34 protein-coding genes are annotated in these 26,105 nt (G+C 67.9%); 19 read left to right on the top strand and 15 right to left on the bottom strand.

Annotated elements, in window-relative coordinates; genetic code table 11:
• Nucleotides 1-58 precede the first annotated feature (58 nt).
• The gene (locus QZ814_RS07815; RefSeq protein ID WP_294330655.1) at nt 59-310 is read right to left on the bottom strand and encodes a hypothetical protein; all 252 of its coding nucleotides are present in this window, start codon (nt 308-310) and stop codon (nt 59-61) included.
• Nucleotides 311-321: 11 nt separating this feature from the next.
• On the opposite strand from QZ814_RS07815, the gene QZ814_RS07810 reads away from it, so the two are divergent.
• The 7 genes from QZ814_RS07810 (at nt 322) to QZ814_RS07780 (ending at nt 6,583) form a co-directional block, all read left to right on the top strand.
• Nucleotides 322-1,200 carry an SPFH domain-containing protein gene (locus QZ814_RS07810; protein WP_294330653.1) on the top strand — a complete coding sequence of 293 codons (879 nt, stop codon included), beginning with the start codon at nt 322-324 and terminating at the stop codon, nt 1,198-1,200.
• A gap of 248 nt (nt 1,201-1,448) precedes the next feature.
• Nucleotides 1,449-3,278, top strand: coding sequence for a cobaltochelatase subunit CobT (cobT, locus tag QZ814_RS07805; protein WP_294330652.1), 1,830 nt, complete (start codon nt 1,449-1,451; stop codon nt 3,276-3,278).
• A 4-nt stretch (nt 3,279-3,282) separates the two neighbouring features.
• Nucleotides 3,283-3,537, top strand: coding sequence for a ribbon-helix-helix domain-containing protein (locus QZ814_RS07800; protein WP_294330650.1), 255 nt, complete (start codon nt 3,283-3,285; stop codon nt 3,535-3,537).
• 93 nt (nt 3,538-3,630) lie between these two features.
• Nucleotides 3,631-4,083 carry a ribose 5-phosphate isomerase B gene (gene rpiB, locus QZ814_RS07795; RefSeq protein ID WP_294330648.1) on the top strand — a complete coding sequence of 151 codons (453 nt, stop codon included), beginning with the start codon at nt 3,631-3,633 and terminating at the stop codon, nt 4,081-4,083.
• Nucleotides 4,080-5,387 carry a serine hydroxymethyltransferase gene (gene glyA / locus QZ814_RS07790; RefSeq protein WP_294330647.1) on the top strand — a complete coding sequence of 436 codons (1,308 nt, stop codon included), beginning with the start codon at nt 4,080-4,082 and terminating at the stop codon, nt 5,385-5,387. Before rpiB ends, glyA begins: the two co-directional genes overlap by 4 nt.
• Nucleotides 5,388-5,864, top strand: coding sequence for a transcriptional regulator NrdR (gene nrdR, locus QZ814_RS07785; protein ID WP_294330645.1), 477 nt, complete (start codon nt 5,388-5,390; stop codon nt 5,862-5,864).
• A gap of 8 nt (nt 5,865-5,872) precedes the next feature.
• Nucleotides 5,873-6,583 carry an RNA methyltransferase gene (locus QZ814_RS07780; protein ID WP_294330643.1) on the top strand — a complete coding sequence of 237 codons (711 nt, stop codon included), beginning with the start codon at nt 5,873-5,875 and terminating at the stop codon, nt 6,581-6,583.
• A 191-nt stretch (nt 6,584-6,774) separates the two neighbouring features.
• Here QZ814_RS07780 and QZ814_RS07775 read toward each other — a convergent pair whose 3' ends face one another.
• Together QZ814_RS07775 and QZ814_RS07770 are read right to left on the bottom strand one after the other, a co-directional pair.
• The gene (locus QZ814_RS07775; protein ID WP_294330641.1) at nt 6,775-8,493 is read right to left on the bottom strand and encodes a DEAD/DEAH box helicase; all 1,719 of its coding nucleotides are present in this window, start codon (nt 8,491-8,493) and stop codon (nt 6,775-6,777) included.
• Between the two features lie 69 nt (nt 8,494-8,562).
• Nucleotides 8,563-8,805 (bottom strand): hypothetical protein, encoded by a 243-nt coding sequence (locus tag QZ814_RS07770; RefSeq protein ID WP_294330640.1) that lies wholly within the window; start codon nt 8,803-8,805, stop codon nt 8,563-8,565.
• 83 nt (nt 8,806-8,888) lie between these two features.
• Here QZ814_RS07770 and QZ814_RS07765 point away from each other — a divergent pair, with 83 nt between their 5' ends.
• Nucleotides 8,889-9,101, top strand: coding sequence for a hypothetical protein (locus tag QZ814_RS07765; RefSeq protein ID WP_294330639.1), 213 nt, complete (start codon nt 8,889-8,891; stop codon nt 9,099-9,101).
• 11 nt (nt 9,102-9,112) lie between these two features.
• Here QZ814_RS07765 and QZ814_RS07760 read toward each other — a convergent pair whose 3' ends face one another.
• The gene (locus QZ814_RS07760) at nt 9,113-9,436 is read right to left on the bottom strand and encodes a hypothetical protein (protein ID WP_294330637.1); all 324 of its coding nucleotides are present in this window, start codon (nt 9,434-9,436) and stop codon (nt 9,113-9,115) included.
• 118 nt (nt 9,437-9,554) lie between these two features.
• Between QZ814_RS07760 and QZ814_RS07755 the strand changes: the two genes are divergently transcribed.
• Nucleotides 9,555-10,529, top strand: a complete 975-nt coding sequence (locus tag QZ814_RS07755; protein WP_294330636.1) for a quinone oxidoreductase — start codon at nt 9,555-9,557, stop codon at nt 10,527-10,529.
• Nucleotides 10,530-10,686: 157 nt separating this feature from the next.
• Here the strand turns inward: QZ814_RS07755 and QZ814_RS07750 are convergent, their stop codons facing one another.
• A complete protein-coding gene (locus tag QZ814_RS07750; protein WP_294330634.1) occupies nt 10,687-11,079 on the bottom strand; it encodes a hypothetical protein in 393 nt (130 codons plus the stop codon).
• Between the two features lie 73 nt (nt 11,080-11,152).
• Between QZ814_RS07750 and QZ814_RS07745 the strand changes: the two genes are divergently transcribed.
• Nucleotides 11,153-12,151 (top strand): adenosine kinase, encoded by a 999-nt coding sequence (locus tag QZ814_RS07745; protein ID WP_294330632.1) that lies wholly within the window; start codon nt 11,153-11,155, stop codon nt 12,149-12,151.
• 75 nt (nt 12,152-12,226) lie between these two features.
• Here the strand turns inward: QZ814_RS07745 and QZ814_RS07740 are convergent, their stop codons facing one another.
• The 3 genes from QZ814_RS07740 to QZ814_RS07730 form a co-directional block, all read right to left on the bottom strand.
• Nucleotides 12,227-13,753 (bottom strand): amino acid permease, encoded by a 1,527-nt coding sequence (locus QZ814_RS07740; RefSeq protein WP_294330630.1) that lies wholly within the window; start codon nt 13,751-13,753, stop codon nt 12,227-12,229.
• Nucleotides 13,754-13,884: 131 nt separating this feature from the next.
• Nucleotides 13,885-14,262 carry an HIT domain-containing protein gene (locus QZ814_RS07735; RefSeq protein ID WP_294330628.1) on the bottom strand — a complete coding sequence of 126 codons (378 nt, stop codon included), beginning with the start codon at nt 14,260-14,262 and terminating at the stop codon, nt 13,885-13,887.
• Nucleotides 14,263-14,491: 229 nt separating this feature from the next.
• Entirely contained in the window at nt 14,492-14,809 is a 318-nt protein-coding gene (locus tag QZ814_RS07730) for a phosphoribosyl-ATP diphosphatase (protein ID WP_294330627.1), read from the bottom strand.
• Nucleotides 14,810-14,917: 108 nt separating this feature from the next.
• Between QZ814_RS07730 and QZ814_RS07725 the strand changes: the two genes are divergently transcribed.
• Nucleotides 14,918-15,319, top strand: a complete 402-nt coding sequence (locus QZ814_RS07725; RefSeq protein WP_294330729.1) for a YbaN family protein — start codon at nt 14,918-14,920, stop codon at nt 15,317-15,319.
• Between the two features lie 565 nt (nt 15,320-15,884).
• Here QZ814_RS07725 and QZ814_RS07720 read toward each other — a convergent pair.
• From QZ814_RS07720 to hisB, 6 genes are all read right to left on the bottom strand, one after another.
• Nucleotides 15,885-16,220: a hypothetical protein gene (locus tag QZ814_RS07720; protein ID WP_294330624.1), complete on the bottom strand. Its 336-nt coding sequence runs from the start codon at nt 16,218-16,220 to the stop codon at nt 15,885-15,887.
• An 87-nt stretch (nt 16,221-16,307) separates the two neighbouring features.
• A complete protein-coding gene (gene hisF, locus QZ814_RS07715) occupies nt 16,308-17,069 on the bottom strand; it encodes an imidazole glycerol phosphate synthase subunit HisF (RefSeq protein WP_294330620.1) in 762 nt (253 codons plus the stop codon).
• The gene (gene hisA / locus QZ814_RS07710) at nt 17,066-17,794 is read right to left on the bottom strand and encodes a 1-(5-phosphoribosyl)-5-[(5-phosphoribosylamino)methylideneamino]imidazole-4-carboxamide isomerase (protein WP_294330618.1); all 729 of its coding nucleotides are present in this window, start codon (nt 17,792-17,794) and stop codon (nt 17,066-17,068) included. Before hisA ends, hisF begins: the two co-directional genes overlap by 4 nt.
• A gap of 234 nt (nt 17,795-18,028) precedes the next feature.
• Nucleotides 18,029-18,631, bottom strand: coding sequence for an imidazole glycerol phosphate synthase subunit HisH (gene hisH, locus QZ814_RS07705; protein WP_294330615.1), 603 nt, complete (start codon nt 18,629-18,631; stop codon nt 18,029-18,031).
• Entirely contained in the window at nt 18,628-18,912 is a 285-nt protein-coding gene (locus QZ814_RS07700) for a YciI family protein (protein WP_294330614.1), read from the bottom strand. Before QZ814_RS07700 ends, hisH begins: the two co-directional genes overlap by 4 nt.
• Nucleotides 18,912-19,499 (bottom strand): imidazoleglycerol-phosphate dehydratase HisB, encoded by a 588-nt coding sequence (hisB, locus tag QZ814_RS07695; protein ID WP_294330613.1) that lies wholly within the window; start codon nt 19,497-19,499, stop codon nt 18,912-18,914. The genes QZ814_RS07700 and hisB overlap by 1 nt, the downstream gene beginning before the upstream one ends.
• Before the next feature lie 72 nt (nt 19,500-19,571).
• On the opposite strand from hisB, the gene QZ814_RS07690 reads away from it, so the two are divergent.
• Nucleotides 19,572-20,066 (top strand): ClpXP protease specificity-enhancing factor SspB, encoded by a 495-nt coding sequence (locus tag QZ814_RS07690; RefSeq protein ID WP_294330611.1) that lies wholly within the window; start codon nt 19,572-19,574, stop codon nt 20,064-20,066.
• Between the two features lie 235 nt (nt 20,067-20,301).
• On the opposite strand, the gene radC is transcribed toward QZ814_RS07690, so the two are convergent.
• Entirely contained in the window at nt 20,302-20,985 is a 684-nt protein-coding gene (radC, locus tag QZ814_RS07685) for a DNA repair protein RadC (protein ID WP_294330609.1), read from the bottom strand.
• Nucleotides 20,986-21,269: 284 nt separating this feature from the next.
• Here radC and QZ814_RS07680 point away from each other — a divergent pair, with 284 nt between their 5' ends.
• The 7 genes from QZ814_RS07680 (at nt 21,270) to uvrC (ending at nt 26,068) form a co-directional block, all read left to right on the top strand.
• Nucleotides 21,270-21,554: an AtpZ/AtpI family protein gene (locus QZ814_RS07680; RefSeq protein ID WP_294330608.1), complete on the top strand. Its 285-nt coding sequence runs from the start codon at nt 21,270-21,272 to the stop codon at nt 21,552-21,554.
• 20 nt (nt 21,555-21,574) lie between these two features.
• Complete coding sequence (locus tag QZ814_RS07675; RefSeq protein ID WP_294330727.1) at nt 21,575-22,333, top strand: F0F1 ATP synthase subunit A; 759 nt, start codon at nt 21,575-21,577, stop codon at nt 22,331-22,333.
• 69 nt (nt 22,334-22,402) lie between these two features.
• Entirely contained in the window at nt 22,403-22,615 is a 213-nt protein-coding gene (locus QZ814_RS07670) for a F0F1 ATP synthase subunit C (RefSeq protein WP_010544368.1), read from the top strand.
• A gap of 21 nt (nt 22,616-22,636) precedes the next feature.
• Complete coding sequence (locus QZ814_RS07665; RefSeq protein WP_294330606.1) at nt 22,637-23,131, top strand: ATPase; 495 nt, start codon at nt 22,637-22,639, stop codon at nt 23,129-23,131.
• On the top strand, nt 23,124-23,678 hold the full coding sequence (locus QZ814_RS07660; protein ID WP_294330605.1) for a hypothetical protein: 555 nt from the start codon (nt 23,124-23,126) through the stop codon (nt 23,676-23,678). Before QZ814_RS07665 ends, QZ814_RS07660 begins: the two co-directional genes overlap by 8 nt.
• Nucleotides 23,679-23,714: 36 nt before the next feature.
• A complete protein-coding gene (locus QZ814_RS07655; protein ID WP_294330604.1) occupies nt 23,715-23,918 on the top strand; it encodes a hypothetical protein in 204 nt (67 codons plus the stop codon).
• A gap of 227 nt (nt 23,919-24,145) precedes the next feature.
• A complete protein-coding gene (uvrC, locus tag QZ814_RS07650) occupies nt 24,146-26,068 on the top strand; it encodes an excinuclease ABC subunit UvrC (protein ID WP_294330602.1) in 1,923 nt (640 codons plus the stop codon).
• Nucleotides 26,069-26,105: the final 37 nt, after the last annotated feature.

The following is a 26,105-nucleotide window of genomic DNA, read 5'->3' as shown; positions in this document are numbered from 1 at the left end:
CACCGCAACAAAAGGCGTAGATTCGTCTCCACATTCGGTGCTGCACAAGGAGCAGGGATCAACGACGTTTTGGCTTGAGCTGTAGGATTGTGGGATCGCCGGTCTTCCCGGCATCTGTTCCGCGATTTGGCTGTTGCTGTGTCGTCCTGCCTGCGTCACCGAAGTCTTTCGGCCGCGCATCCCGCCCGACCTCCACCTGACCATCGACCATCGGTCCGATCAGTTCGGCCGCGCGTGTCCACGCGTGGGCGACATTGGGGTCGCCCACGCGCGAATGTGGCGCGGGAGGACGCTTCTCCTCCATCTTCATGGACGTTGAACATGGCATATCAACCGGGGAATTTCGGTGGTGGCTTCGGCGTGTTTCGGATGCTGGGGCGCAGCTGGGTGTGGATCACCGTCGCGGTGGCGGCGGGCATCTTCTGCCTGAGCAGCTTCGCGCGGGTCGAGCCGGGGCAGGTGGGTATCCGGGTGAACAACATCGCCGGGGGCGTGCGGCCGGAGTCGCTGCCGGTCGGCTGGTACATCGCGCTGCCCGGCACGCATATCTACCAGTATCCGGTGTTCACCCGCACCTATACCTGGACCGCGTCGCACACCGAGCAGAGCCCGATCGACGAGGCCTTCACCTTCCAGGACAAGAACGGCCTGTCGCTGAAGGCGGACGTCGGCGTGTCCTATCATGTCGATCCGGCGCACGCCTCGATCCTGTTCCAGCGCTACCGCACGGACATGGACGAGATCATCGCCGGGCCGCTGCGCAACGCGATCCGCAACGCGATCGTCGAGCGTGCCGCGCAGCTGGGCGTCGAGGAGATCTACGGCACCCACAAGGCCGAGCTGATCGCGACCGCTACCCGGCGGGTGCAGGCCTTCTTCGCGCCGGTGGGGCTGCAGGTGGAGCAGGTCTATTGGGCGGGCAATGTCGTGGTGCCCGAGGCGGTGCTCAACCAGATCAATGCCAAGATCGCCAACGAGCAGCAGGCGCTCGCCGCCAAGGCCAATGTCGAGACCGCCAAGGCAGACGCCGAGGCGCGCATCGCCAAGGCGGCAGGCGACGCCAAGGCGATCCAGGTCGAGGCGGAGGCAATCCGCACCAACCCGGAGATCGTCACGCTGCGCGCAGTGGAGAAATGGAACGGGCAGCTGCCCACCTATATGGGCGGTTCGGGTCCGGTGCCCTTCCTGGGCGTGAAGTAACCGAAGGGGCGCCGGCAGATGTGTCGGCGCCTTTTCGTCTTTCACCTTCTCCACGCTTCCATCGTCATCCCCGCGGAGGCGGGGATCCATTTGCCAGTGCGTTCGCAGCAGGAGCCGCAGCGGCGACCCCAATGGATCCCCGCCTTCGCGGGGATGACGAACGGGTGGGAATGCGCTGCGGAACTTCCCCCTCGGCCATTCCTCCGCGCGTTCCTTGACATCTGCCCCGTGCGGCGCATGTGGGAGCGATGGCGCAGGACAATCCTCTCGACCGGCTTCGCGACGTGCTCGCGGGAACTTCGCGCGCGCTGTCGGGCGCGACCGAGCTCGAATTCGGCTTCACCGCCGATGCGCCGTTCCAAAGCGGCAAGACGATCAAGGTGCCGATGCCGTCACGCACCCTGCCGCCCGAGCAGATCGCCGAGGCGCGCGGCTTTGCCGACAGCTTCGCGCTGCGCATGCGCCACCACGACGCGACGCTGCACGGCCGCACCGCCCCCCGCGAGCCGGTGGCCCGCGCCGTCTATGACGCGATCGAGACCGCGCGCGTCGAGGCGCTGGGCTCGCGCGGCTATGCCGGCATCGCCGACAATCTGGAGCAGGCGCTGGCGATGCGGCTGCGCTCCGATCCGATCGGCCGCGCCCGCACCCGCGACGAAGTGCCGCTGTCCACCGCGCTCGGGCTGATGGTCCGCGAGCGGCTGACCGGCCGCGAATCGCCCTCCAGCGCCGCGCTCGGCCTCGCGCTGGTCCGCGACTGGATCGAGGACAAGGCCGGCGCCGATCTCGACGCCATGGCGATGGCGATCGACGACCAGAACGCCTTCGCCGCGCTCGCCGCCAAGCTGCTCCAGGATCTCGAGCTGACCGAGGGCGAGATGGTCCCCGACGAGGCCGATGAAGGCGGCGGCGAGGACGAGGGCCAGGAGGAGCAGCAGGAGCAGGGCGAAGAGGAAGGCGAGTCCCAGCAGCAGCAGGGCGAGGGCCAGACCGAGGCGCGCGGCGAGCAGCGCGAGTCGGAGCAGGGCGAGGAAGGCGACCAGGAGCAGCAGTCCGAAGGCATGGACGATGGCGACGGCGAGCCGGGCGACGACGGCGACGACGGCATGATGCCGGTCCGCCCCAATCGCCCGTGGAGCGACCTGCCGCCGAGCTTCGAATATCGCGCCTACACCACCCAGTTCGACGAAGTCGTCGCCGCCACCGATCTGTGCGACACCGACGAGCTGGAGCGGCTGCGCTCGTACCTCGACCAGCAGCTGGTGCATCTGCAGGGCGCGGTGACCAAGCTCGCCAACCGCTTGCAGCGCCGCCTGATGGCGCAGCAGAGCCGCAGCTGGGACTTCGACCAGGACGAGGGCCTGCTCGATGCGGCGCGGCTGGCGCGGGTGGTGGTCAACCCGATGCAGTCGCTCAGCTACAAGGTGGAGCGCGATACCGAGTTCAAGGACACGGTGGTGACGCTGCTGATCGACAATTCGGGCTCGATGCGCGGCCGCCCGATCTCGATCGCGGCGATCAGCGCGGACATCCTGGCGCGCACGCTGGAGCGCGTCGGCGTGAAGACCGAAGTGCTCGGCTTCACCACGCGGGCCTGGAAGGGCGGCCAGTCGCGCGAGAAGTGGCTGGGCGAGGGGCGCATCGCGCAGCCGGGCCGCCTCAACGATCTGCGCCACATCATCTACAAGCAGGCCGACGAGCCGTGGCGGCGTGCCAAGAAGTCGCTCGGGTTGATGATGCGCGAGGGGCTGCTCAAGGAGAATATCGACGGCGAGGCGCTGCTCTGGGCGCACAGCCGGCTGATCGCGCGGCCCGAGGACCGCAAGATCCTGATGGTGATCTCGGACGGTGCGCCGGTCGACGACTCGACGCTGTCGGTGAACTCCGGCTCCTATCTCGAGCGGCACCTGCGTCAGGTGATCGGCTGGATCGAGGCGCGCTCGCCGGTCGAGCTGGCGGCGATCGGCATCGGCCATGACGTCACCCGCTATTACAGCCGCGCGGTGACGATCATGGATGCCGAGCAGCTCGCGGGCACGATGGTCGAGCAGCTGGCCGCACTCTTCGACACCGAGTGACGCGGTGGCGCTGGAGATCGTGGCGCCGCCGGGCGGCTTTCACGGGCCGGTAAAGCGCTCGATCACGATCGCCGGGCATGCCACCTCGATCAGCCTGGAGCCGATTTTCTGGGCGGCGCTCGAGGCGGCGGCGGTGGACGCCGCGCTCCCGCTCAGCGCGCTGGTCGCGGCGATCGACCATGCCCGGATCGGTGCCGACGCGCCCCCGAACCTTGCCAGCGCGATCCGCACCTGGCTGATGGCGCAGCGATCGGGCTGATCGCGCCCGGTGGTCCTGCGACCGGACAGAGTCTTCGCCATATGGTCCCCGGGGTGTCTAGCCAGCGGGCGCACACGCGCGTAGAGGGCCGCCATGCAACACCGCATCGCCCTTGCCTCCGATCACGCCGCCTACGAATTGAAGGCGGATCTCGTCGACTGGCTGCGTGGCCTCGGCCACGACGTGTTCGATCTCGGCACCAACGGCCCCGAGAGCGTCGACTATCCGGACTATGGCTATCGCCTGGGCAAGGCGATCGAGCGCGGCGACGCGACCTTCGGCGTGGCGCTGTGCGGATCGGGGATCGGCATCTCGATCGCGGTCAACCGCAACCCCGCCGCCCGCTGCGCGCTCGTCTCCGAGCCGCTGTCCGCCAGCCTTGCGCGCCAGCACAACGATGCCAATGTCATCGCGCTCGGCGCGCGGCTGGTCGGCATCGAGATGGCCAAGGCCTGCATCACCAGTTTCCTCGAAACGGCTTTCCTCGGCGACCGCCACCAGCGTCGCGTGGAGAAGCTTGGCAACCCCGAAAGGAGCCCCGCATGAGCACCAATCCCGTTACGGCAGGCCTTCAGCCGGATGGCTTCTTCACCAAATCGCTCGCCGACGTCGATCCGGCAGTGTTCGCCGGTGTCGAGCACGAGCTCGCTCGCGAGCAGTATCAGATCGAGCTGATCGCTTCCGAGAACATCGTCTCCAAGGCGGTGCTCGAGGCGCAGGGCTCGGTGTTCACCAACAAATATGCCGAGGGCTATCCCGGCAAGCGCTATTACCAAGGCTGCCACCCCTCGGACGAGGTCGAGCAGCTGGCGATCGACCGCGCCAAGCAGCTGTTCGGCTGCGGCTTCGCCAACGTCCAGCCGCACTCGGGCGCGCAGGCCAACGGCGCGGTGATGCTCGCGCTGACCAAGCCGGGCGACACCATCCTCGGCCTCAGCCTCGATGCCGGCGGCCACCTGACCCACGGCGCCCGCGCGGCGATGAGCGGCAAGTGGTTCAACGCGGTCCAGTACGGCGTGCGCCCCGACGATCACCTGATCGACTATGACCAGGTCGCCGCGCTCGCCCGCGAGCACAAGCCGAAGCTGATCATCACCGGCGGCTCGGCCTATCCGCGCCACATCGACTTCGCCCGCTTCCGCGCGATCGCGGACGAAGTCGGCGCGATGTTCATGGTCGACATGGCCCACTTCGCCGGCCTGGTCGCCGGCGGCGTCCACCCGACCCCGTTCGGCCATGCCCATGTCGTCACCACCACCACGCACAAGACGCTGCGTGGGCCGCGTGGCGGCATGATCCTGACCAATGACGAGGCGATCGCCAAGAAGATCAACTCGGCGGTGTTCCCCGGCCTGCAGGGCGGTCCGCTGATGCACGTGATCGCCGCCAAGGCGGTTGCGTTCGGCGAGGCGTTGCGCCCCGAGTTCAAGAGCTATGCCGCGGCGGTGGTCGAGAACGCCAAGGTGCTGGCGGCGACGCTGAAGGAGCGCGGTGCGAACCTCGTCTCGGGCGGCACCGACACGCATCTCGCGCTGGTCGACCTCACGCCGCTCGGCGTGACCGGCAAGGACGCCGACGAGGCGCTGGAGCGCGCCGCGATCACCTGCAACAAGAACGGCATCCCCAACGATCCGCTGCCGCCGATGAAGACCAGCGGCATCCGCGTCGGCTCGCCGGCGGGCACCACCCGCGGCTTCGGCCCGGCCGAGTTCCGCGAGATCGGCAACATGGTTGCCGACGTGCTCGAAGGGCTGCGCACCAAGGGCGAAGCGGGCGACGCCGCGGTCGAGGCCGATGTGAAGGCCCGCGTCCGCGCGCTGTGCGAACGCTTCCCGATCTACGGCGGCTAAGTGCGCTGCCCTTTCTGTTCGAATGAAGCCAGCCAGGTAAAGGATAGCCGCCCCACCGACGACGGGGCGGCGATCCGCAGGCGCCGGCAGTGCGAGGCGTGCGGGGCGCGCTTCACCACCTTCGAGCGCATCCAGCTGCGCGACCTGACCGTCGTGAAGAGCGGGGCCAATGGCGTCGAGGGGCGGCGAGAGCCGTTCGAGCGCGAGAAGCTGATGCGCTCGGTCTCCACCGCCTGCCGCAAGCGGCCGATCCAGCCCGCCCAGATCGAGCGGCTGGTCTCCGGCATTCAGCGACAATTGGAAACGACGGGCGAGAGCGAAATCCCCTCCCAGCGGATCGGCGCGCTGGTGATGGAGGCGCTCAAGGGCCTGGATTCGGTGGCCTATATCCGCTTCGCCAGCGTGTATAAGGATTTTCGTGAGGCGAAGGATTTCGAGGAATTCGCCGGTAACGTCAGCGAGGTCGGCAAAAGTTGAAGTCTCCCGTGATCGTGCTCGTCCGCCCGCAGCTGGGCGAGAATATCGGCAAGGCCGCGCGCGCCATGCTCAACTTCGGGCTGACCGAGATGCGGCTGGTGAGCCCTCGCGACGGCTGGCCGAACCCCTCGGCTGGCCCCGCGGCGAGCGGCGCCGACATCGTGCTGGAAAAGGCGCAGGTGTTCGAGAGCGTCGCGGATGCGGTGGCGGACTGCGCGCAGGTCTATGCCACCACGGTGCGCAAGCGCGGCGTGACCAAGCCGGTGGTGACGCCCGAGGTCGCCGCGCGCGAGATCCACGGCGCGCCGACGCGCAGCGCGATCCTGTTCGGGCCGGAGCGCTCGGGGCTGGAGACCGACGATGTCGCGCTTGCCCGCACGATCATCACCGTGCCGATCAATCCCGAGTTCGGTTCGCTGAACCTTGCCCAAGCGGTGATCCTGGTCGCCTATGAATGGTCGAAGCATGTCGGGCTGGAGAGCCCGCCCGCGGTCGATCTCGATCCGCCGGCGCCGCAGGAAGAACTGGACGGGATGATCGGCCAGCTCGATGCGATGCTCGACGATTCGGGCTATTATTTTCCGCCCGACCGGGTGCCGTCGACCAAGCGCACCTTGCGCACGCTGTTGACCAAGCCGCGCTGGTCGAGCCAGGAACTGCGCACGCTGCGCGGGGTGCTCTCCGCGCTGGATGGCCGGAAACGCCACCGGGCGGAGTAGGGGCGAGCGGCCAGCAGCTCGCCCGCGATCTCACCGCCGTCATTCCGGCGAAAGCCGGAATCCATTGGGGTCGCCGGCGTGGCTTTTGCTGCGGTGTAGTGGCGAATGGATCCCGGCTTTCGCCGGGATGGCGGCTTAAAAGTAGAACGCCAGCTCCCCCTCCGCGTGGGAAGGGGAGCATATCCCAACCTTCAGCGGCGCGGCGGGCCCTTGCGGAAGCCGCCGGGCTTGCCGTTGGCGTTGCTGCGGTTCGGCGGGCCGCGACGCACGGGGCCATCGGCACGCGCGCCGGGCTGCGGCGCTTCGGTCGACCGCTCGATGCGGATGCCGTCGTCATCGTCGCCCGCGGTGCGCGCGAACTTGTCGACCGCAGCCGCGAACTTCGCCGCCAGCTGCGACGGGATCTGGAAGTGCGTCTCGTTCGCCGCGATGCGAATCGCGCCGACTTCGTTGCGGGTGATGTGCCCGCGGCGGCAGATCAGCGGCAGGATCCAGCGCGGATCGGCGTTCTGGCGACGGCCGATGTCCATGCGGAACCACACCGTGTCGTCGAAGCCGGGGCGGTGACGCTCCTGCTGCGCGGCGCGGCGTGCTTCCGGCGTCGCCTCGATCAGCTCTTCCGGCTCGGGCAGCTGCGAGCGATGCGCGCGGACCAGCGCCGCGGCGATCTCGGCCGGGGTCTTTTCGGCGAGCAGGCGCTCGGCCAGTGCCACGTCTTCCTCGTCCGTCTCGATCGGCTGGAGCAGGGCGGCGATCAGGCGCTCGCGGTCCGCTGCACGAATCTGCTCGGGGGTCGGCGCGTCGATCCACTCGGCCGGGATGCGCGCGCCGTGCAGCATCTGCTCGACGCGGCGACGGCGCGGATAGGGGACGATCAGCACCGCGGTGCCCTTCTTGCCCGCACGGCCGGTGCGGCCCGAACGGTGCTGGAGCGTCTCGGCATCACGCGGCAGCTCGACATGGACCACCAGCGTCAGCGTCGGCAGATCGATGCCGCGCGCGGCGACGTCGGTGGCGACGCAGACGCGGGCACGGCGATCGCGCAGCGCCTGCAGCGCGTGGTTGCGCTCGGACTGCGAATGCTCGCCGGACAGCGCCACGGCCGCGAAGCCGCGCTCCATCAGGCTGGCATGGAGATGGCGGACATTGTCGCGCGTCGCGCAGAACAGGATCGCTGTCTCCGCCTCGTGCAGGCGCAGCAGGTTGATCACGACATGCTCGATGTCGGCGGGCGCGACGGTCACCGCCTGGTAGCTGATGTCGCCATGCCCGCGATCGTCGCTCTTGGTGGTGATCTGGAAGGCGTTGCGCTGGTAGCGCTTGGCCAGCGCGACGATCGGGCGCGGCATCGTCGCCGAGAAGAGCAGCGTGCGGCGGCCTTCGGGCGTCGCGTCGAGGATCGCTTCGAGCTCTTCGCGGAAGCCCATGTCGAGCATCTCGTCGGCCTCGTCGAGCACTGCGACGCGGAGGCTGGACAGGTCGAGCGCGCCGCGTTCCAGATGGTCGCGCAGACGGCCCGGCGTGCCGACGACGATGTGCGCGCCGTGGTTGAGCGTGCGGCGCTCCTTCGAGGCGTCCATGCCGCCGACGCAGGTGGCGATGCGCGCACCGGCCGGGCTGTAGAGCCAGATCAGCTCGCGGCTGACCTGCAGCGCGAGTTCGCGCGTCGGCGCGATGATGAGGGCGAGCGGCGCGCCGGCGGGCGGCAGCATCTCTTCGCCGGCGAGCAGCTCCGGCGCCATGGCGAGGCCGAAGGCGACCGTCTTGCCCGACCCGGTCTGGGCGGAAACGATGAGGTCACGGCCCGCGGCCTGGTCTTCCAGAACGGCGGACTGAACGGGGGTCAGCGTGGAATAGCCACGCTGTTCCAGCGCCTCGGCGAGGCGCGTCGGGAGATTCGAAATAGACATTGAGACCCTAAAATTGGGGCTACGCGCGGCGCACCGCAAGCCCGTACGACAGTGGCAGGCGCGCCCCTTTTATCCTCGCGCGCGATCGATCAGCCAGACGGCGAGCGTGAGGGCGAACCCCACTGCCAGACCGGCCAGCAGCCCCACCGTCGCTTGACCGCGTAGGGCTCCGGCCACTGCGCCGACGAGAATGCTCGTCGTCAACAGGAAGCCGCCGGCCATCGGCGTGCGCGAAGGGGTGGACTGCATGGTGCCCTTTGCCACGAAATCGCCGCGCACGCCAGCCCGGCCTATGGTTGCCCGTTCGTTCACCAGCCTCGTCCACCCGAGGGGAAGGGAAACCGGTGTATCAGGTCGACACGGGCTAGGGGGCTCGCCGTTGCGTTGGAGTTGGAATGGACGTCTATCCCTATCTGAGCGATCGGGACGAAGTGGTCGACGCGGCGGAGCTGATTCGCCGGTTCGGCGAGGCGGCCTGCGGCGAAGCCGCGGCCCGCGCCGATGCGAGCCGCGATCGCGGCAACGTCATCCACTTCTGCCGCTGGCGCCAGATCGAACGACTGGTGGTGCTGCTCTCCGTGCCCAAGGCGCTCGGCACGGTGCACTGAGGCGGGAGGCTTCAGCCCGCCTTTGCGGGCGGGCGCAGGACGACCCGCTTCCGGAAATGTCCGATCCCGCCCTGCTCATATTCCACCACCCACTCGGCGTCGCGGCGATAGGCGCAGATCAGCCGGCGCTGCGGCGGCCCGCCGGCCTGGAGAATATCGCTCGGGTTGAAGGGTTGGTCGCGGTCCGCCATCGGCATCGGCAGCGCGGCGCGCGCCCAGCGGGGCAGGGCCGCGACCTGGCCCGCTCGCGCCGGGTCGTCTGTGGTACAGGGCGGAGACGGGATTGCGCGATCGCCGATCCCGGCCAGCGCGAGCAGCATCAACGCAAGAGACATGGCCGGACTTCCCCCGATTGTCGCGCCCTGATGGGCTGGGCGGGCTGAACCAGGGCTGAAGCACCCTTGCGCCCGCGGTCCGCATCCCTAGCTGGAGACGGCAAGGAAGGGATCGGCGATGGAACATGCAATTCGATTCGACACGACGGGCGGGCCCGAGGTGCTGCAATGGGTCGAGGTCGACCTGCCCGATCCCGGCCCCGGCGAGGTGCGGCTGCGCACCCAGGCGGTGGGACTGAACTTCATCGACGTGTACCACCGCACCGGTGTCTATCCCGTGCAGCTCCCCTCCGGCCTGGGTGGCGAGAGCGCCGGCGTGATCGAGGCGGTGGGCGCGGGCGTGACGGGCTTTGCGGTCGGCGACCGCGTGGCGACCTTCGGCCCCGCGCTGGGCGCCTATGCCACTGCACGCAACCTGAAGGCGGACAGCCTGTTCAAGCTGCCCGACGATATTAGTGCCGAAACCGCAGCGGCAGTGCTGCTGAAGGGCTGCACGGTCGAATTCATGGTCGAGCGCGCGGCCAAGGTGCAGCCGGGCATGACGGTGCTGGTCCACAGCGCCGCGGGCGGCGTCGGCCAGATCGCGGTGGCGTGGCTCAAGGCGATCGGCGCGACGGTGATCGGCACGGTCGGCCATGCGGACAAGGTGGAGAAGGCCCGTGCGGTCGGCTGCGATCATGTGCTGCTCTCGCGCGAGGACGATGTCGCGGCGCGGGTGAAGGAGATCACCGGCGGTGCGGGCGTGCCGGTCGTGTTCGACGGGATCGGCAAGGCGACCTGGGAGGCGTCGCTGGGCGCGGCGGCGCGGCGCGGGCTGATCGTGAGCTATGGCAATGCCAGCGGATCGGTGGAGGGCGTCAAGCTCGCCACGCTCAACCAGCATGGCTCGCTGTTCGTCACGCGGCCGAAGCTGTTCGACTATTATGCCACGCCGGAGGAGCGCGAGGCGGGCGCCGCGCGGCTGTTCGCGATGCTGGAGAAAGGTGCGGTGAAGCCCGAGATCGGCCAGCGGTTTGCGATCCAGGATGCGGCGGAAGCCCACCGCGCGATCGAGGGCGGACGGACCACGGGGTCGACGATCCTGCTGCCGTAGGATCGTTTGGCGCGGGGGCGGCAGACGTAAGAGCACGTCATCCCCGCGCAGGCGGGGATCCATTGGCGCTGAAGCCGCGGTCTTCCCCCCGGCGCACAGGCGAATGGATTCCCGCCTGCGCGGGAATGACGATCGTTTGTGAGAGCGGACCGCGCCTTTACTTCCGCCTGCTCAGCGCCGCGACGCAGCTCGCCTGGTCGAGCGGGCTGCCGTCGCGTTGCCGTGCATCGACCCAGGTGACGGTCGCCGCGCCGCTGCCATGCTCGGGTGGGTAGAGATAGGCGTCGAGCACGCAGATCGGCCCGACGAACTGCAGCTTACGGCCCTTGCCCTCGGTAACGTCGAGCCGCGGCTGGCCGAAGCGGGCGAGCAGCTGCGCCGCGTTCAGCCCGCGGATCGGCGCGAGATTGGCCGGCTGCTCCGGCACCGGCACCCGGCCCGGCACAGCCAGCGGGGCCGCCGGTCGCGCGGTCGGCACCGTACCCGAACACGCGGCGAGCAACAGCGCGGCGAGCGGCGCGGACGGCTTGACGATCTGCATGGCGTTCAAACGGGTTTCCCTTGGTTGCACTTGTATCTGCCTCTCTCTAGGGCGACGCCCATTGCAATTGGAGCCCTGAACCTTGACCAACCCCAGCTATGACGTGGTCGCGATCGGCAACGCTATCGTCGACATTCTCGCCCAGGCGGACGACGCCTTCATCGAATCGATCGGCGTGCCCAAGGGTTCGATGCAGCTGATGTTCTCGCCGGAAGAGGCCGATGCGCTCTATGCCAAGATGGGCCCGGGTCGTGAGGTTTCGGGCGGTTCGGCGGCGAACACCGTCGCGGGCATCGCCGCGCTCGGCGGCAAGGCGGCGTTCATCGGCCAGGTGGCCGACGACCAGCTCGGCACCGTCTTCGCGCACGACATCCGCGCCGCCGGCGTGCATTTCGACACCGCCGTCCGCCCCGGCCAGCCGACCACCGCGCGCTGCCTGATCTTCGTGACGCCGGACGGCCAGCGCACGATGAACACCTTCCTCGGCGCCTCGCAGTTCCTCCCCGCCAGCGCGCTGGACGAGCAGCTGATCGGGAACGGTGCGATCCTCTATCTCGAAGGCTATCTGTGGGATCCGGAAGAGCCGCGCGCCGCGATGCGCAAGGCGATCGAGATCGCCCGCGCCGCCGGCCGCAAGGTGGCCTTCACCCTGTCCGACGTGTTCTGCATCTCGCGCCACGGTGACGATTTCCGCCAGCTGATCGCCGACGGCCTGATCGACATCCTGTTCGCCAACGAGGCCGAACTGCTGGCGCTGTGCGGGCACGAGGATTTCGAAGCGGCGGTGCAGCACATCCATGGCAAGGTGCCGCTACTCGTCGTCACCCGCAGCGAGAAGGGGGCGATCGCCCTTCAGGGCGACGAGCGGGTGGAAGTCTCCGCCGAGCCGATCGGCGCGCTGGTCGACACCACCGGCGCGGGCGACATGTTCGCCGCCGGCTTCCTGCACGGCCAGGCGCAGGGCAGGGGCCTGAAGGAATCGCTCCAGCTCGGCGCGATCTGCGCGGCGGAGATCATCCAGCACTATGGCGCCCGCGCCGAGAAGGATCTGAAGGCGCTCGCCGCCGCCAAGATCGGCTGATCGCCCAGGCCAGTCAAAGAAGAAGGGCCGGAGGATCGCTCCTCCGGCCCTTTCTTTTTGCCTGTACGGGAAGGATCAGCGGGTGCCGGGCACCGGCGGCTCCAGATCCTCATAGGCGTCGGGTCCGTCCCGGTCGTCGATCCCGCGGCCGACATGGCTGCGCGAGCGGCTATAGCCATAATAGACAACCAGGCCGACTGCCGCCCAGCCGAAGAACAGCGCGATCGTCGGGCCCGACAGGCTGACGAACAGATACAGGCAGCCCGCAATCGCGACCGGGGCGGTGATCATGATCGCCGGCGTGCGGAACGGGCGGTGGCGCTTCGGATCGGTCTTGCGCAGCACCATTACCGCGATCGACACGGCGGCGAAGGCGAACAGCGTGCCCGAGTTCGACACGTCCGCCAGCAGGCCCACCGGGAAGAACGCCGCGAACAGCGACACGAACACGCCGGTGAGGATGGTGATGACGTGCGGTGTGTGCCACTTCGGATGCACGCGCGAGAAGAACTCGGGCAGCAGGCCGTCGCGGCTCATCACGAAGAAGATGCGGGTCTGGCCGAACATCATCATCAGGATGACCGAAGGCAGCGCGATGATCGCCGCGGCACCCACCAGCCAGCCGAGGAACGGATGGCCGATCGAGCGCAGCGTCCAGGCCAGCGCTTCCTTCGAGCAGACCACGACCTGCTCCGCCATCGCCGCACAGGCCTGCGACAGCGCCGGGGTACCCGGCGACAGCACTTCGCCCGCGGGGCCGTGGACCGGCTGCGCGCCGACCGTGCCGATCACGCCGGCGGCCACCAGCATGTAGAAGATGGTGCAGATCGCGAGGCTGCCGATCAGGCCGATCGGCATGTTGCGCTGCGGATTCTTGGTCTCCTCGGCGGCGGTCGAGACCGCGTCGAAGCCGACATAGGCGAAGAAGATCGAGGCTGCCGCGCCCGAGATACCGGCAAAGCCCAGCGGCGCGAACGGCGTGAACTGGCCGGTCTTGAGCACCGGAATGGTCACGATCACGAACATCGCCAGGGCGAGGATCTTGATGCCGACCAGCACCGCGTTGACCGTGGCGCTTTCCTTGGTGCCCTTGACCAGCAGCGCCGTGACGATCGCGGCGACCGCCATCGCGGGCAGGTTGATCAGGCCGCCGTCGAACGGCCCCCGGATCAATTGCAGCGGCACCTCGATCCCGAAATTGTGCTGGATGAATCCCATCATGTAACCGGACCAGCCAACCGAGACGGCCCCCGCCGCGATCGCATATTCGAGGATCAGCGCCCAGCCGACCATCCAGGCGACCAACTCGCCCATCACGGCGTAGCTGTAGGTATAGGCCGAGCCCGAAACCGGCACCATCGCCGCCATTTCGGCATAGCAGAGCGCCGCCACCGCGCAGACGAACCCGGCGATGACGAACGAGATCATCATGCCCGGCCCGGCCTTCTGCGCGGCTTCGGCGGTGAGCACGAAGATGCCGGTGCCGATCACCGCGCCGATGCCGAGCATGGTCAGCTGGAAGGCGCCCAGCGAGCGGTGGAGCGATTTCTTTTCGGCTGTGGCTAGAATGGCATCGAGAGGCTTTACGCGCCCGAATATCATTTCCTGGTCCCCTATGCGGCGAGCGTTGCGCCGCCCCCAAATTGGTAAAGCGCGGAGCCTAACCCCAAATCCGGGGCGTGCAATCCCTTACGGCGTACCAACGCGAAACAATATTGCGCCGAAACCGAAGCTCAGCGCGCCAGCATCGGGCCGAGCGGCTGGCCGGCGAAGACATGGACATGCAAGTGCGGCACCTCCTGGCCGGCGTCGAGGCCGGTGTTGGCGAGCAGCCGGTAGCCGGGCTCGACCAGCCCCGCCGCGCGGGCCACCGCCCCCACCGCACGGACGAAGCCGGCGATCTCGGCGTCCGAGGCGTTGGCCGAGAAATCGTCCCAGCTGACATAGGCGCCGGTGGGGATCACCAGGATATGGTGCGGCGCCTGGGGGGCGATGTCGTGGAAGGCGAGGGCGTAGTCGTCCGCATAGACCTTCTTCGCCGGGATCTCGCCGCGCAGGATCTTCGCGAAGACATTCTGGTCGTCATAGGGCTTGGTGGCATCGATCGGCATTGGTAGCTCCGTAACTTAGATCCTCCCCGGAACGAGCATCGGGTTGGATTGCCCCCGGCAATCCAAGATCGTGCCGGGGGCACTATCGACCCGATGCTGGGGACCATTCGCGCAGCGAATGGTGGAGGGGGCGTACAGCAAGCGAGTCCGGTGCGGCGGTCCCCCTCCACCACCGCCTTCGGCGGCGGTCCCCCTCCCCGTTCCGGGGAGGATCGAAGGGCCGGCGGGGTCACGCCCCCCGCGCCGCCTTTTCGGCGATGCCGGACACGCCCTCGCGCCGCGCCAGCTCGACGCGGACATCGTCGAGGCTCAGCCCCATGTCCGCCAGCAGCACGAGCAGGTGGAAGACGAGGTCCGCCGATTCCTTCACCAGCTCGTCGCGATCGTCCTGGATCGCGGCGATCACCGCTTCGGTGGCTTCCTCGCCCAGCTTCTGCGCGATCTTGGCGCGGCCGCGGGCGGTGAGCTTGGCGACATAGCTGGTCGCAGGGTCGCCCAGGCGGCGGTCGCGGATGGTCTGTTCGAGCGTGTCGAGAAGGTCGGCCATGATCTCCGGCTGCGGGAGCCGTGCGGCGCTGTCAATCCTGGGGCGCGGGATTGCGGGGCTTCCCTTATGGTCGCTGCGAGCGATTCGCGGCAGCAGGGCAGGATGACGATGGTGCAGGAACGCGAATCGGGGGCAGGGCAGGGGCGGCTGTCGCGGCCCTTGTGGCTGGGGCTGGGGTTCGTGTTCGTGGGCCTCGGCTTCGTCGGCGCGTTGCTGCCGCTGATGCCGACGACGATCTTCCTGATCCTCGCCGCCGGCTGCTTCGCCCGCTCCTCGCCGCGGCTGGAGGCGTGGCTGCTCGACCATCCGCGATTCGGCCCGACGCTGGTCGCCTGGCGCGAACAGGGCGCGATCCCGCGTAAGGGCAAGGCGATGGCGTGTGCGGGCATGGCGCTCGGCTACGGCCTGTTCGCCTGGGGTGCGCGGCCGGGGCCGTGGCTGGCGGTCGGCGTGGCGGCGGCGATGCTGGGGTGCGCGTGGTATGTGCTGAGCCGGCCGACCGCGGTTTGAGGCGCGAGCGCGTGCCGCTGAAGTTTGAAGTCGGGGTAGGTAGCAGAAACTGGCGGAGGACCGCTGCGCCGGGGTGGTGGCCACCGACCGAAGTTTAGGAAGTTTAGGCCAGGCTGCATGCACGGCGACCCATCCCCAGCATCATGCCAACGAACGCCGGCATGTCCTGCAGGAGCGTGGCGCCGGCTCGCCCAGGCCCCCGGAGACCCCAGCGTTCGCTGGGGTGACGACTGGTGGGGGGACGGGATCGAAACGGCCTGCGAAGTTCAGGAAGTTTAGGCGTGTGGAGAGTTGCCCGGGCTTTCTAGCCGAAGTTAGACCGTCGGAATTGGGCAGGTGCCGCGAAGCGCATCGCTTCGTGAGCAGTAAAAGCGGTGCCAAACAGGATCAAAGAGCCGCCGCCAGAAGACGGCAATTGGTACATATAGGGAACAGTTTTGGTGCTGCAAGACGGCGGCTGCTGCGTTTTACGTCGCCGTCGGTCATTGCCGCAAACACCGGGAGTTGGTGGGCAGCTGCTGGCCTGCTGTCGAGTAGGCTATAAGGTCTTCGAGACGCTAGGATTCTAGGATCGAGTCGTCACAGCGGATCGACGTTCCTCGTATTTGTACCAGAGTCCAGCAGCCAAGGCCTCGCGCGTCGTGTGAACGACGTCTTCACCCTTGTAGCCAGCGGGAAGCGTGACGGTGGCTTCGGCCTTGTCTGTTCCAAGAGATTTGGGTGCCGACACCGCCAATGCAGGTTTTAGCGCACCTTGCAGTGCAAGAAAGCGCGTAACCCCCGCTTTGGGACCCCACACCGTCAACTTCTTGCTCACTTGAACATCTTGGTGGTTGCCGCCACTATAAGCCATGACCGGCGTGCAAATGAAAAGGACCAGCGCGGGGATTTTCAAGCGCATAACTCGCTCCGGCAAAGTACGGAGCATCCAAATGACAGATATGCTCTGCGACCGCAACTAGGGTCGGAGAGAGCATAGGCGCTCCCTTTACCCCCGAACCGGTATCCCCGCCGCTGCCAGCGCGGCATGCGCCTCGGCGATCGTCGCCTGGCCGAAGTGGAAGATCGACGCTGCCAGCACCGCCGAGGCATGGCCGTCGCGGATGCCCGCGACCAGATCGTCCAGCCCGCCGACGCCGCCCGAGGCGACCACGGGTACCGTCACCTGGTCGGCGATGGTGCGGATCAGGTCGAGGTCATAGCCGTCGCGGGTGCCGTCGCGGTCCATCGAGGTGACGAGCAGCTCGCCCGCGCCCAGTTCGGCGAGGCGCAGCGCGTGCTCGACCGCGTCGATGCCGGTTTCGCGGCGGCCGCCATGGGTGAACACCTCCCAGCGCCCGTTGCCGGTTCGCCGCGCGTCGACCGAGGCGACGACGCACTGGCTGCCCATGCGGTCGGCGATCTCGGCGACCACTTCCGGCCGCGACACCGCCGCGCTGTTCACCGCGACCTTGTCCGCGCCGGCGAGCAGCAGCGCGCGGGCATCCTCGACGCTGCGCACCCCGCCGCCGACGGTGAGCGGCATGAAGCACACCTCGGCGGTGCGGCGCACCACGTCGAGGATGGTACCGCGCGCCTCGTGGCTGGCGGTGATGTCGAGGAAGCAGAGCTCGTCGGCGCCCGCCGCATCATAGGCGCGGGCCTGCTCGACCGGATCGCCGGCGTCGCGCAGCTCGACGAAGTTGACGCCCTTGACGACGCGGCCGTTCGCCACGTCGAGGCAGGGGATGACGCGGGCGCGGACGGTCATCGCCCGGCCTCGATCGCCTCGGCGAGGTCCAGCCGGCCGTCGTAGAGCGCGCGGCCCGAGATCACCCCTTCGATACCGTCGGCCACGTGTTTGCGGAGCGCATGGATGTCGTGGATGTCGGTGACGCCGCCGCTGGCGATCACCGGGATCGACACGGCGCGGGCGAGCGCCACGGTCGCCTCGACATTGCAGCCCTTGAGCAACCCGTCGCGGCCGACATCGGTGAAGAGCAGCGCCGCGACGCCCGCATCCTCGAAGCGGCGGGCGAGATCGACCACGCTCACGTCCGACACATCGGCCCAGCCATGCGTCGCGACCATGCCGTCGCGGGCGTCCACCGCGACGACGATCTGGCCGGGATGGGCGCGGGCGGCCTCGCGGACGAGGTCCGGATTCTCCAGCGCGGCGGTGCCGATCACGACGCGGGTGACGCCCAGGTCGAGCCAGCGGGCGATCGATTCGCGGTTCCGGATTCCGCCGCCGAGCTGCACTTTGCTCGGCGTCCGCGCCAGGATGTTGGCGACGGCGAGGCCGTTGACCGATTCGCCGGCGAACGCACCGTCGAGGTCGACGACGTGCAGCCATTCGGCGCCTGCCTGTGCGAACAGCTCGGCCTGGGCGGCGGGATCGTCGCCGTACACGGTGGCGCGGGCCATGTCGCCTTCGGCGAGGCGGACGACCTGGCCGGCCTTGAGGTCGATGGCGGGGAAGATGTGCAGGGTCATGATTTCTTCCAAACTGCCTTCTCGTTTGAGGCAGGCGTATTGCGACGGATGTTGAAGGGGAAATTTCCCGCCAAGAAACCCCCGTCATTCCCGCGAAGGCGGGAATCCATTTGCCGTACCGCCGGGGGAAGGAACTTCGAATTCAGCGCCAATGGATCCCCGCCTTCGCGGGGATGACGGGCTGGTTTGGGACGTCCGACGGCTCCGCAAAAAAGGGGCGTGCGCCGAGGCATTCTAAGGCTTCCACGCGAGGAACCGCTCCAGCAGTGCGATGCCGTAGCGCTGGCTCTTCTCGGGGTGGAACTGCAGGCCGACGATATTGTCGCGGCCGATCGCGGCGGTCACCGGGCCGCCATGTTCGGTGGTGGCGAGCACCGCGTCGCCGTCAAAGGCGAAGCTGTGAAGGAAATAGGCCTCGCCGCGCTCGATCAGCGGGTGGTCGACGGTGGGGACCACGTCGTTCCAGCCCATGTGCGGCACGCGCAGATTCGCGCTAGCGGGAAGCTGCCGCACCGTGCCGGGGATCCAGCCGAGCCCGGCATGGCTGCCCAGTTCCTCGCCGGTGGTCGCCAGCAACTGCATGCCGACGCACACGCCGAGGAACGGCACCGCGTCGCGCAGCACCCGCGTCTCCAGCGCCTCGATCATGCCCGGCAGCCCGCGCAGGCCCGAGGCGCAGGCGCCGAACGCGCCGACACCCGGCAGCACCACCCGGTCGGCGGCCAGCACGACGGCCGGGTCCGCCGTCACCGCGATGTCGGCAGCACCCGCCGCCTTCAGCGCATTGTGCACCGAATGGAGGTTGCCCGCGCCGTAATCGATCAGCGCGACGGTCACTGGCCGAGCGACTCCAGCCCCGGCGCGAGGACGCTCGGGGCGACTTCGATGAACGCGTATTCGGCCGCACCCGCGGTCGCGAACGGATCGGTGGCGGCCCAGGCCTGCACCTCGTCCAGCGATCCGCGCGCCATGAAGAAGCCGCCGGTCACCGGCACCTTGCGGCCGGCGACCAGCAGGCGGCCATCGGCGACGCCCTGCTTGAGCCAGTCGACATGCGCGGGGCGCAGTGCGTCGATCTGGGCGATATCCACCTTGTAGGTCAGCAGCACGAGGATCATCACAGCACTCCCTTGGTCGACGGGATGGCATCCGCCTTGCGCGGATCGATCTCCACCGCCTCGCGCAGTGCGCGGGCCAGGCCCTTGAACGCGGCTTCGGCAATATGGTGGTTGTTGCTGCCGTACAGCGTCTCGACATGCAGCGTCACGCCGGCGGTCTGGGCAAAGCTGTGGAACCAGTGCTCGAACATCTCGGTGTCCATCTCGCCGAGCTTCTTCTGGCTGAATTCGGTCTTCCAGACGAGATAGGGGCGGCCGGAAATGTCGACCGCGACGCGGGTCAGCGTCTCGTCCATCGGCGACAGCGCGTCGGCGTAGCGGCGGATGCCCTTCTTGTCGCCCAGCGCTTTCGCAATGGCTTCGCCGATCGCGAGCCCGGTATCCTCCACCGTGTGGTGCTGGTCGATATGGAGGTCGCCCACGGTCCTGACGTCCATGTCGATCAGCGAGTGGCGGCTCAACTGCTCGAGCATGTGATCGAAGAATCCGATGCCCGTGCTGATGGTGTAGACGCCGGTGCCGTCGAGGTTGACGGTGACGTCGATCGAGGTTTCGCTGGTCTTGCGGCTGATGGTCGCGATACGCATGAAGGTGCACATAACGCCGATGGCCGTGCATGCAATCTTGACCCCAACATTTCAGCCGCTACCCAAGGGAGCATGAACGGCACCGTGCCCGATAGTTTGATTCCGTATGACGAGATCGTGCAGGAAGCCCTGCGCGCCGTGGTGGGCCGTGTGCTCGGCTCGGTGGCGCAGTCGGGCAGCCTGCCGGGCGCGCATCATTTCTACATCACCTTCAAGACGCAGGCGCCCGGGGTCGACATCCCGCAGCGGCTGATGGAGCGGTTCCCGGACGAGATGACCATCGTCCTCCAGCACCGCTACTGGGACCTGACGGTGGACGACCGGAAATTCTCGGTGGGGCTCAGCTTCAACCAGATTCCGTCGATCCTGACGATCCCGTTCGCGGCGATCACCGGCTTCCACGATCCGGCGGTGAATTTCGAGCTGCGCTTCCAGGCGACCGAGGGCCCCGAAGGCCCCGAGCCGCACGAGCATGACGATGCCGAGAATGACGGCGACGGCCCCGTGGCCAAGCCGGTCGAGGACGGCTCGAACGTCGTCTCGGTGGACTTCAAGCGGAAGAAGTAGGGGATTCCCCGGTCCTCCCCCGCCAGGGGGGCAGTCGCAAATGGCAATCCCACGCCGTCATCCCCGCGAAGGCGGGGACCCATTGACGCCGAAGTTTCGGTTCTTTCCGCGGGCGTCCTGGCAAATGGATTCCCGCCTTCGCGGGAATGACGACGTACTTTCGGGCGAGCGCGATCTCGATCCACATGCGATCGCCCTGCCCTGGCGGGGGACGATGCGCTATCTACTGCGGCTCCTACATCAGCCCCTTCGCCCTTAAGCTCGCATGGCCCTCGCTGCCGATGATGAGGTGGTCGTGCACCGTGATGCCGAGCGGCTTGCCGGCTTCCATGATTCTGCGCGTCACGTCGATGTCGGCTCGGCTCGGGCTCGGGTCGCCCGAGGGGTGGTTGTGGACCAGGATCAGCGCCGCCGAGCCCAGATGCAGCGCACGGGCGATCACCTGGCGCACATAGATCGGCGCCTCGTCGATCGAGCCTTCGTTCATCAGCTCGTCGCGGATCAGCAGGTTGCGGCTGTTGAGGTGGAGCACGCGCACCCGCTCGATCACGTGCGGGGCCATGTCCGCCCGCAGATAGTCGAGCAGCGCCTGCCAGTTGGCGAGCACCGGCTGTTCGCGAACCCTGGCCTGGAGCAGGCGGAGCGCGGCGGCATGCACCGCCTTGAGCGCGGCAATCTGCGTGTCCTTGACGCCGTCGATCCGCAGCATCGCCTCCGGGTCGGCGGCGAGCAGGCCGGGCAGGCCGCCGAATTCCTTGAGCAGCGTCTTGGCGAGCGGTTTGGTGTCGCGCCGCGGAATGGTCAGCGCCAGCAGATACTCGACCAGCTCGTGATCGAGCAGCGCCTCCGTGCCGCCCTCGAACAGGCGCTGGCGCAGGCGCGCGCGGTGGCCGCTATTGTCAGGCGCATCGTCGGACATCCGCGCAACTATGCAGCGATCGCCGATGGCCCGCAATGCGAGGGCGCGAAACCGCGCGGCCCTCGCGCACCGTTGCGCCGCAGCAGCCACGAACGGCGGATTTCCGCGGGTGCGAAGGTGTTGTCCCCCGATGAATTCGTGATGAAGCAGCGAATGTTGCAACGGTTGACTCGGTCGATTGGTCTTCCTAAAGCGCCCGTACATCGCGGCCATCGGCTTGCGATGCTGTTTGTCGCCCGCCCTATGCGCGGCGGCTTTTTCATATCTGGATCGCCGTGCTCGCTTTGTCTGACGACCCTATCCGTTCCGACCTCGACCGTCGCATCGCCGATGCGAAGGCGGCGGTGCGCGAGGGCCAGACGCCGGTGCGCAAGCCCGAAAAGGGCTATAAGCAGGGCTCGCGGGTGCTCGCCGAACTGATCGGCGCACCGCTGGGCGGCGGGGTGATCGGTTTCGCGCTCGATCGCTGGCTGGGAACGAGCCCCTGGGCTCTGTTGATCCTGCTGGTGCTCAGCGTGATCGTGGCGTTTCGCAACATCTACAAGATTTCGAAGGAGCGCGCAGAGTGAGCGCCGGCAAAATCGATCCGATGGAGCAGTTCAAGGTCGAGCCCATTCTGGGCCGCCATATTGACCTGTTCGGCTATGACATCTCCTTCACCAACTCGGCGCTGTTCATGTTCGTGGTCGCCGCGCTGCTGTTCCTCTTCATGGTGGGCGGCATGCAGCGCAAGCTGATCCCGGGCAAGTGGCAGCTGATGGTGGAAGGCGCGGTCGGGTTCATCGACTCGATGGTGAACGTGAACATCGGCAAGGGCGGCAAGAAGTTCGCGCCGTACATCTTCTCGCTGTTCTTCTTCATCCTGTTCGCGAACCTGGTCGGCGTGCTGCCGCTGGCGGTGCTGCCGGGGCTGCACACCTTCGCGGTCACCAGCCACATCACCGTCACCGCGGTGCTCGCCTTCTTCTCGTTCGGCATCGTCCTCGCGGTCGGCCTGATCAAGCACGGCTTCAAGTTCTTCTCGCTGTTCGTGCCGCACGGCGCGCCGGGCTGGCTGATGCCGGTGATCATTCCGGTCGAGCTCGTCTCGTTCCTGGTGCGTCCGTTCTCGCTGGGCCTGCGACTGTTCGTCGCGATGACCGCCGGGCACATCCTGCTCGAAGTGTTCGGCAGCTTCGTCGTCCAGGGCTTCACCAGCGGCACGCCGCTGGGTGGCGTGGTCGGCGTGCTGAGCTTCGCGATGATCGTCGGCGTCAGCGCGCTCGAGCTGCTGGTCTGCGCGATCCAGGCCTATGTGTTCGCGCTGCTGACTTCGCTGTATCTCCACGACGCGGTGCACCTGCACTAAGTCGTTCCGTTTCGACTTATCGTTTCTACCGAATTATCTAGGGAGCTAGACATGACTGATCTTGGTGCAATGTACATCGGTGCCGGCCTGGCTGCGATCGGTATCGGCCTCGCCGCGCTCGGCGTGGGCAACGTGTTCGGTTCGTTCCTCGAGGGCGCGCTGCGCAACCCGGGTGCGGCAGACGGCCAGCAGGGCCGCCTGTTCATCGGTTTCGCCGCGTCGGAACTGCTGGGCCTGATCGCGTTCGTCGTCGCGATCCTGATCCTCTTCGTCGTCAAGTAAGCAGAACGGAGGCCTCGGCCGATGCCGCAGTTAGATCAGATCCCGGAGATCTACGCCTCGCAGGTCTTCTGGCTCGCGATCGTATTTGCCCTGATCTACTTCGGGATCGGCAAGGCGATGGTGCCGAAGATCGAGCGGACGATGGAAGATCGCTCCGCCCGCATCAGCGGCGACCTCGCGGCGGCCGAAGCGGCGCGCGACGCCGCCAAGGCCGCGGACGAGGCCTATCAGGCGGGGCTGGACGCTGCCCGTGCCGAGGCGCTGCGGGTGACCGCCGGCGCCAAGGCGCAGGCGGCGACCGCCGCCGAAGCCAAGCTCAAGGCTGCCACGTCGGCCGATGAAGCACGGCTGGCCGACGCGACCCGCAGCATCGCCGAGCGCGAGCAGGCGGCGATCGGCGAGATCGAGGCGGCGACCGTCGAGGCGGTCGAAGCGATCGTTGCGCGTCTGTCGGGCGTCGCGGTCGACCGCGCCAGCGTCGAACAGAAGGTAAAGGCGGCGCTTGCCCATGGCTGAACAAGCTCATTCCCTGAACGCCGAGGTCGGTACGGTGGAACTCCATCACGAGCCGGCTGTGTTCGGCGTGATCACTGCGCCGGGCTTCGTGGCGATCTCGATGCTCGTCGTCGTGCTGATCATCCTGGTCAAGAAGGTGCCGGGCATGATCGGCGCCATGCTCGACAAGCAGATTTCCAAGATCCGCACCCAGCTCGACGAAGCGTCGAAGCTGCGCGCGGAAGCGGAGGCGATGCTGGCCGAGGCGAAGGCCCGCACCGCGTCTGCCGATGCGGATGCCAAGGCCGTGCTCGCCAACGCCCAGGCCGAGGCGGCCGCGATGCAGACGAAGGCGGAGGCCGATGCGGCCGAGCTGATCGCCCGCCGTACCCGCATGGCCGAGGACAAGATCGCCGCCGCCGAGCGCAGCGCGATCCAGGCGATCCGCACCAAGGCTGCCGATGCCGCCACGACCGCCGCTGCCGCGGTGATCGCGGAGAAGCACGGCGCCGAGGCTGACAAGGCGCTGGTCGACAAGGCCATTGCCGGGCTGGGCCGGCTCAACTGAGCTGGCCCGCCACGCCGCCCATGCTATGGGGCGGTGATGGCGGAACATAAATCCTATCGCTGGCTGAGCGCCGGTGCCCTGGTGGCACTGGCGCTCGCTGCGTTTGTGGCGGTGGTGGCAGTGCGCCACGCGGCGACCGATCATGCGCGCGCGACCGACGTGAAGGCGCGGGCGGACCAGGCGATGCGGCGGATCGAGGCGCAGGTGGACCAGCTGGAGAACGAGGCGGGGGCGCAGTAGCAAGGCTATCGTCCCCCGCCAGGGGGAGGTGGCGCCGGAGGCGACGGAGGGTGAGGATACCAGAACCTCTCGGCCGTCGTGCTTCCTCCCCCTCCGACCCGCTGCCGCGGGCCACCTCCCCCTGGCGGGGGAGGATATGTGGGGCGTTCGCTGCCGCCGTCCCCCTCCCGCAAGCGGGAGGGGAGATTTAGTGGCAAGGTGAGCGCCTCGCCCCTACATCGGCGGCAATGAACGACCCCAATTCCCCCGAGCGATTCAACGAGGAAAAGGCCACCTTCGCGGTCCGCGGTGCCGAGACGCCGGACCTGGAGGCCGGCGTCGCCGCGATCCGCAACGTGCTGCAGACGCTGCCGATTCGTCCCGGCGTGTACCGCATGCAGGATGCCCGCGGGGACGTGCTGTACGTCGGCAAGGCGCGCGCGCTGAAGAACCGGGTGACCAACTACACCCAGGTCAACCGCCTGTCGAAGCGGCTCCAGCGCATGGTCGCGCAGACCCGGTCGATGACGATCGTCACCACCAACAACGAGGCCGAGGCGCTGCTGCTCGAGGCGCAGCTGATCAAGCGCTATCGGCCGCCCTACAATGTGCTCCTGCGCGACGATAAGTCGTTCCCGTTCATCCTGCTGCGCCACGATCACGACTTCGCCCGCGTCCAGCTGCATCGGGGCGCAAGGCGGGCAAAGGGCGATTATTTCGGGCCGTTCGCGGGGGCGGGGCAGGTGCGCAAGACGCTCAACGCGCTGCAGAAGCTGTTCCTGCTGCGCAGCTGCACCGACAGCTTCTTCGCAAATCGCGACCGGCCGTGCCTGCTCTACCAGATCCGCCGCTGCTCGGCGCCCTGCGTCGGGCGGATCGATCAGGACGGCTATGCCGAGCTGGTCAACGACGCACGCGACTTCCTGCAGGGCAAGTCGACCAAGGTCCAGGCCAAGCTGGGCGAGCAGATGCAGGCGGCGGCCGAGAATCTCGATTTCGAGCTGGCCGCGATCCTGCGCGACCGGTTGAAGGCGCTCACCTTCATCCAGGGCAGCCAGGCGATCAACGCCGAAGGGGTGGGCGATGCCGACATCTTCGCGCTCGCTGCCAAGTCCGGCGTGATCGGCATCGAGGCCTTCTTCATCCGCGGCGGGCAGAATTGGGGCCATCGCAGCTTCTTCCCCAGCCACACCCAGGACGTGCCCGAGGACGAGGTGCTCGCCGCCTTCCTGATGCAATTCTACGAGGAAGTACCGCCCGCGCGGAACGTGTTCGTCGATCGCGATCTGCCCGAGGCCGAATTGCTCGCCGAGGCGATGAGCGAGCGCGCCGGGCACAAGGTGGCGCTGTCGGTCCCCCAGCGCGGCACCCGCCGCCGCCTGCTCGACCAGGCCAAGCGCAATGCCGAGGAAGCGCTCGACCGCCGCCTCGCCGAGAGCACGACCCAGGCCAAGCTGCTGCGCGAGATGGCCGACCTGTTCGACCTGCCCGAGCCGCCGAACCGCATCGAGGTCTACGACAACAGCCATATCCAGGGCACCAACGCGGTGGGCGCGATGATCGTCGCGGGGCCGGAAGGGTTCCGCAAGAGCCAGTATCGCAAGTTCAACATCAAGCGTCCCGAGACCATCGCCGGCGACGATTACGGGATGATGCGCGAGGTGCTCAGCCGCCGCTTCGCCCGCGCGCAGGACGAGGACCCCGATCGCAGCCAGGGCGACTGGCCGGACCTGGTGCTGCTCGACGGCGGCCGCGGCCAGCTCAACGCCGCCAAGGCGGTGCTCGAGGAAATGGGCATCGAGGACGTGTGCATGGTCGGCGTCGCCAAGGGCCCGCATCACGGCCGCGACGGCCGTGAGGTGTTCCACCTGATGGACGGCAGCGAGCGGATGCTGCCGGTCAACGCGCCGCTGCTCTTCTACCTCCAGCGGCTGCGCGACGAGGTCCACCGCTTCGTCATCGGCGCCCACCGCGACAAGCGTGCCAAGGCGATCGGCGCGAGCCCGCTCGACGAGGTGCCCGGCATCGGCCCGGCGCGGAAGAAGGCGCTGCTGATGCACTTCGGCACGGCGCGCGCGGTGCGCAACGCCAGCCTCGAGGACTTGCAGAAGGCGCCCGGCGTCTCGGCGGCGGTGGCGCAACAGGTCTACGACTTCTACCATTCACGATAACCGCCGATGAAGACAAGATGATGTCTCCAAGACGGGA

Source organism: uncultured Sphingomonas sp. (assembly GCF_913777625.1).
Taxonomy (GTDB): domain Bacteria; phylum Pseudomonadota; class Alphaproteobacteria; order Sphingomonadales; family Sphingomonadaceae; genus Sphingomonas.
This window is presented reverse-complemented; position numbering and strand designations above follow the sequence as displayed.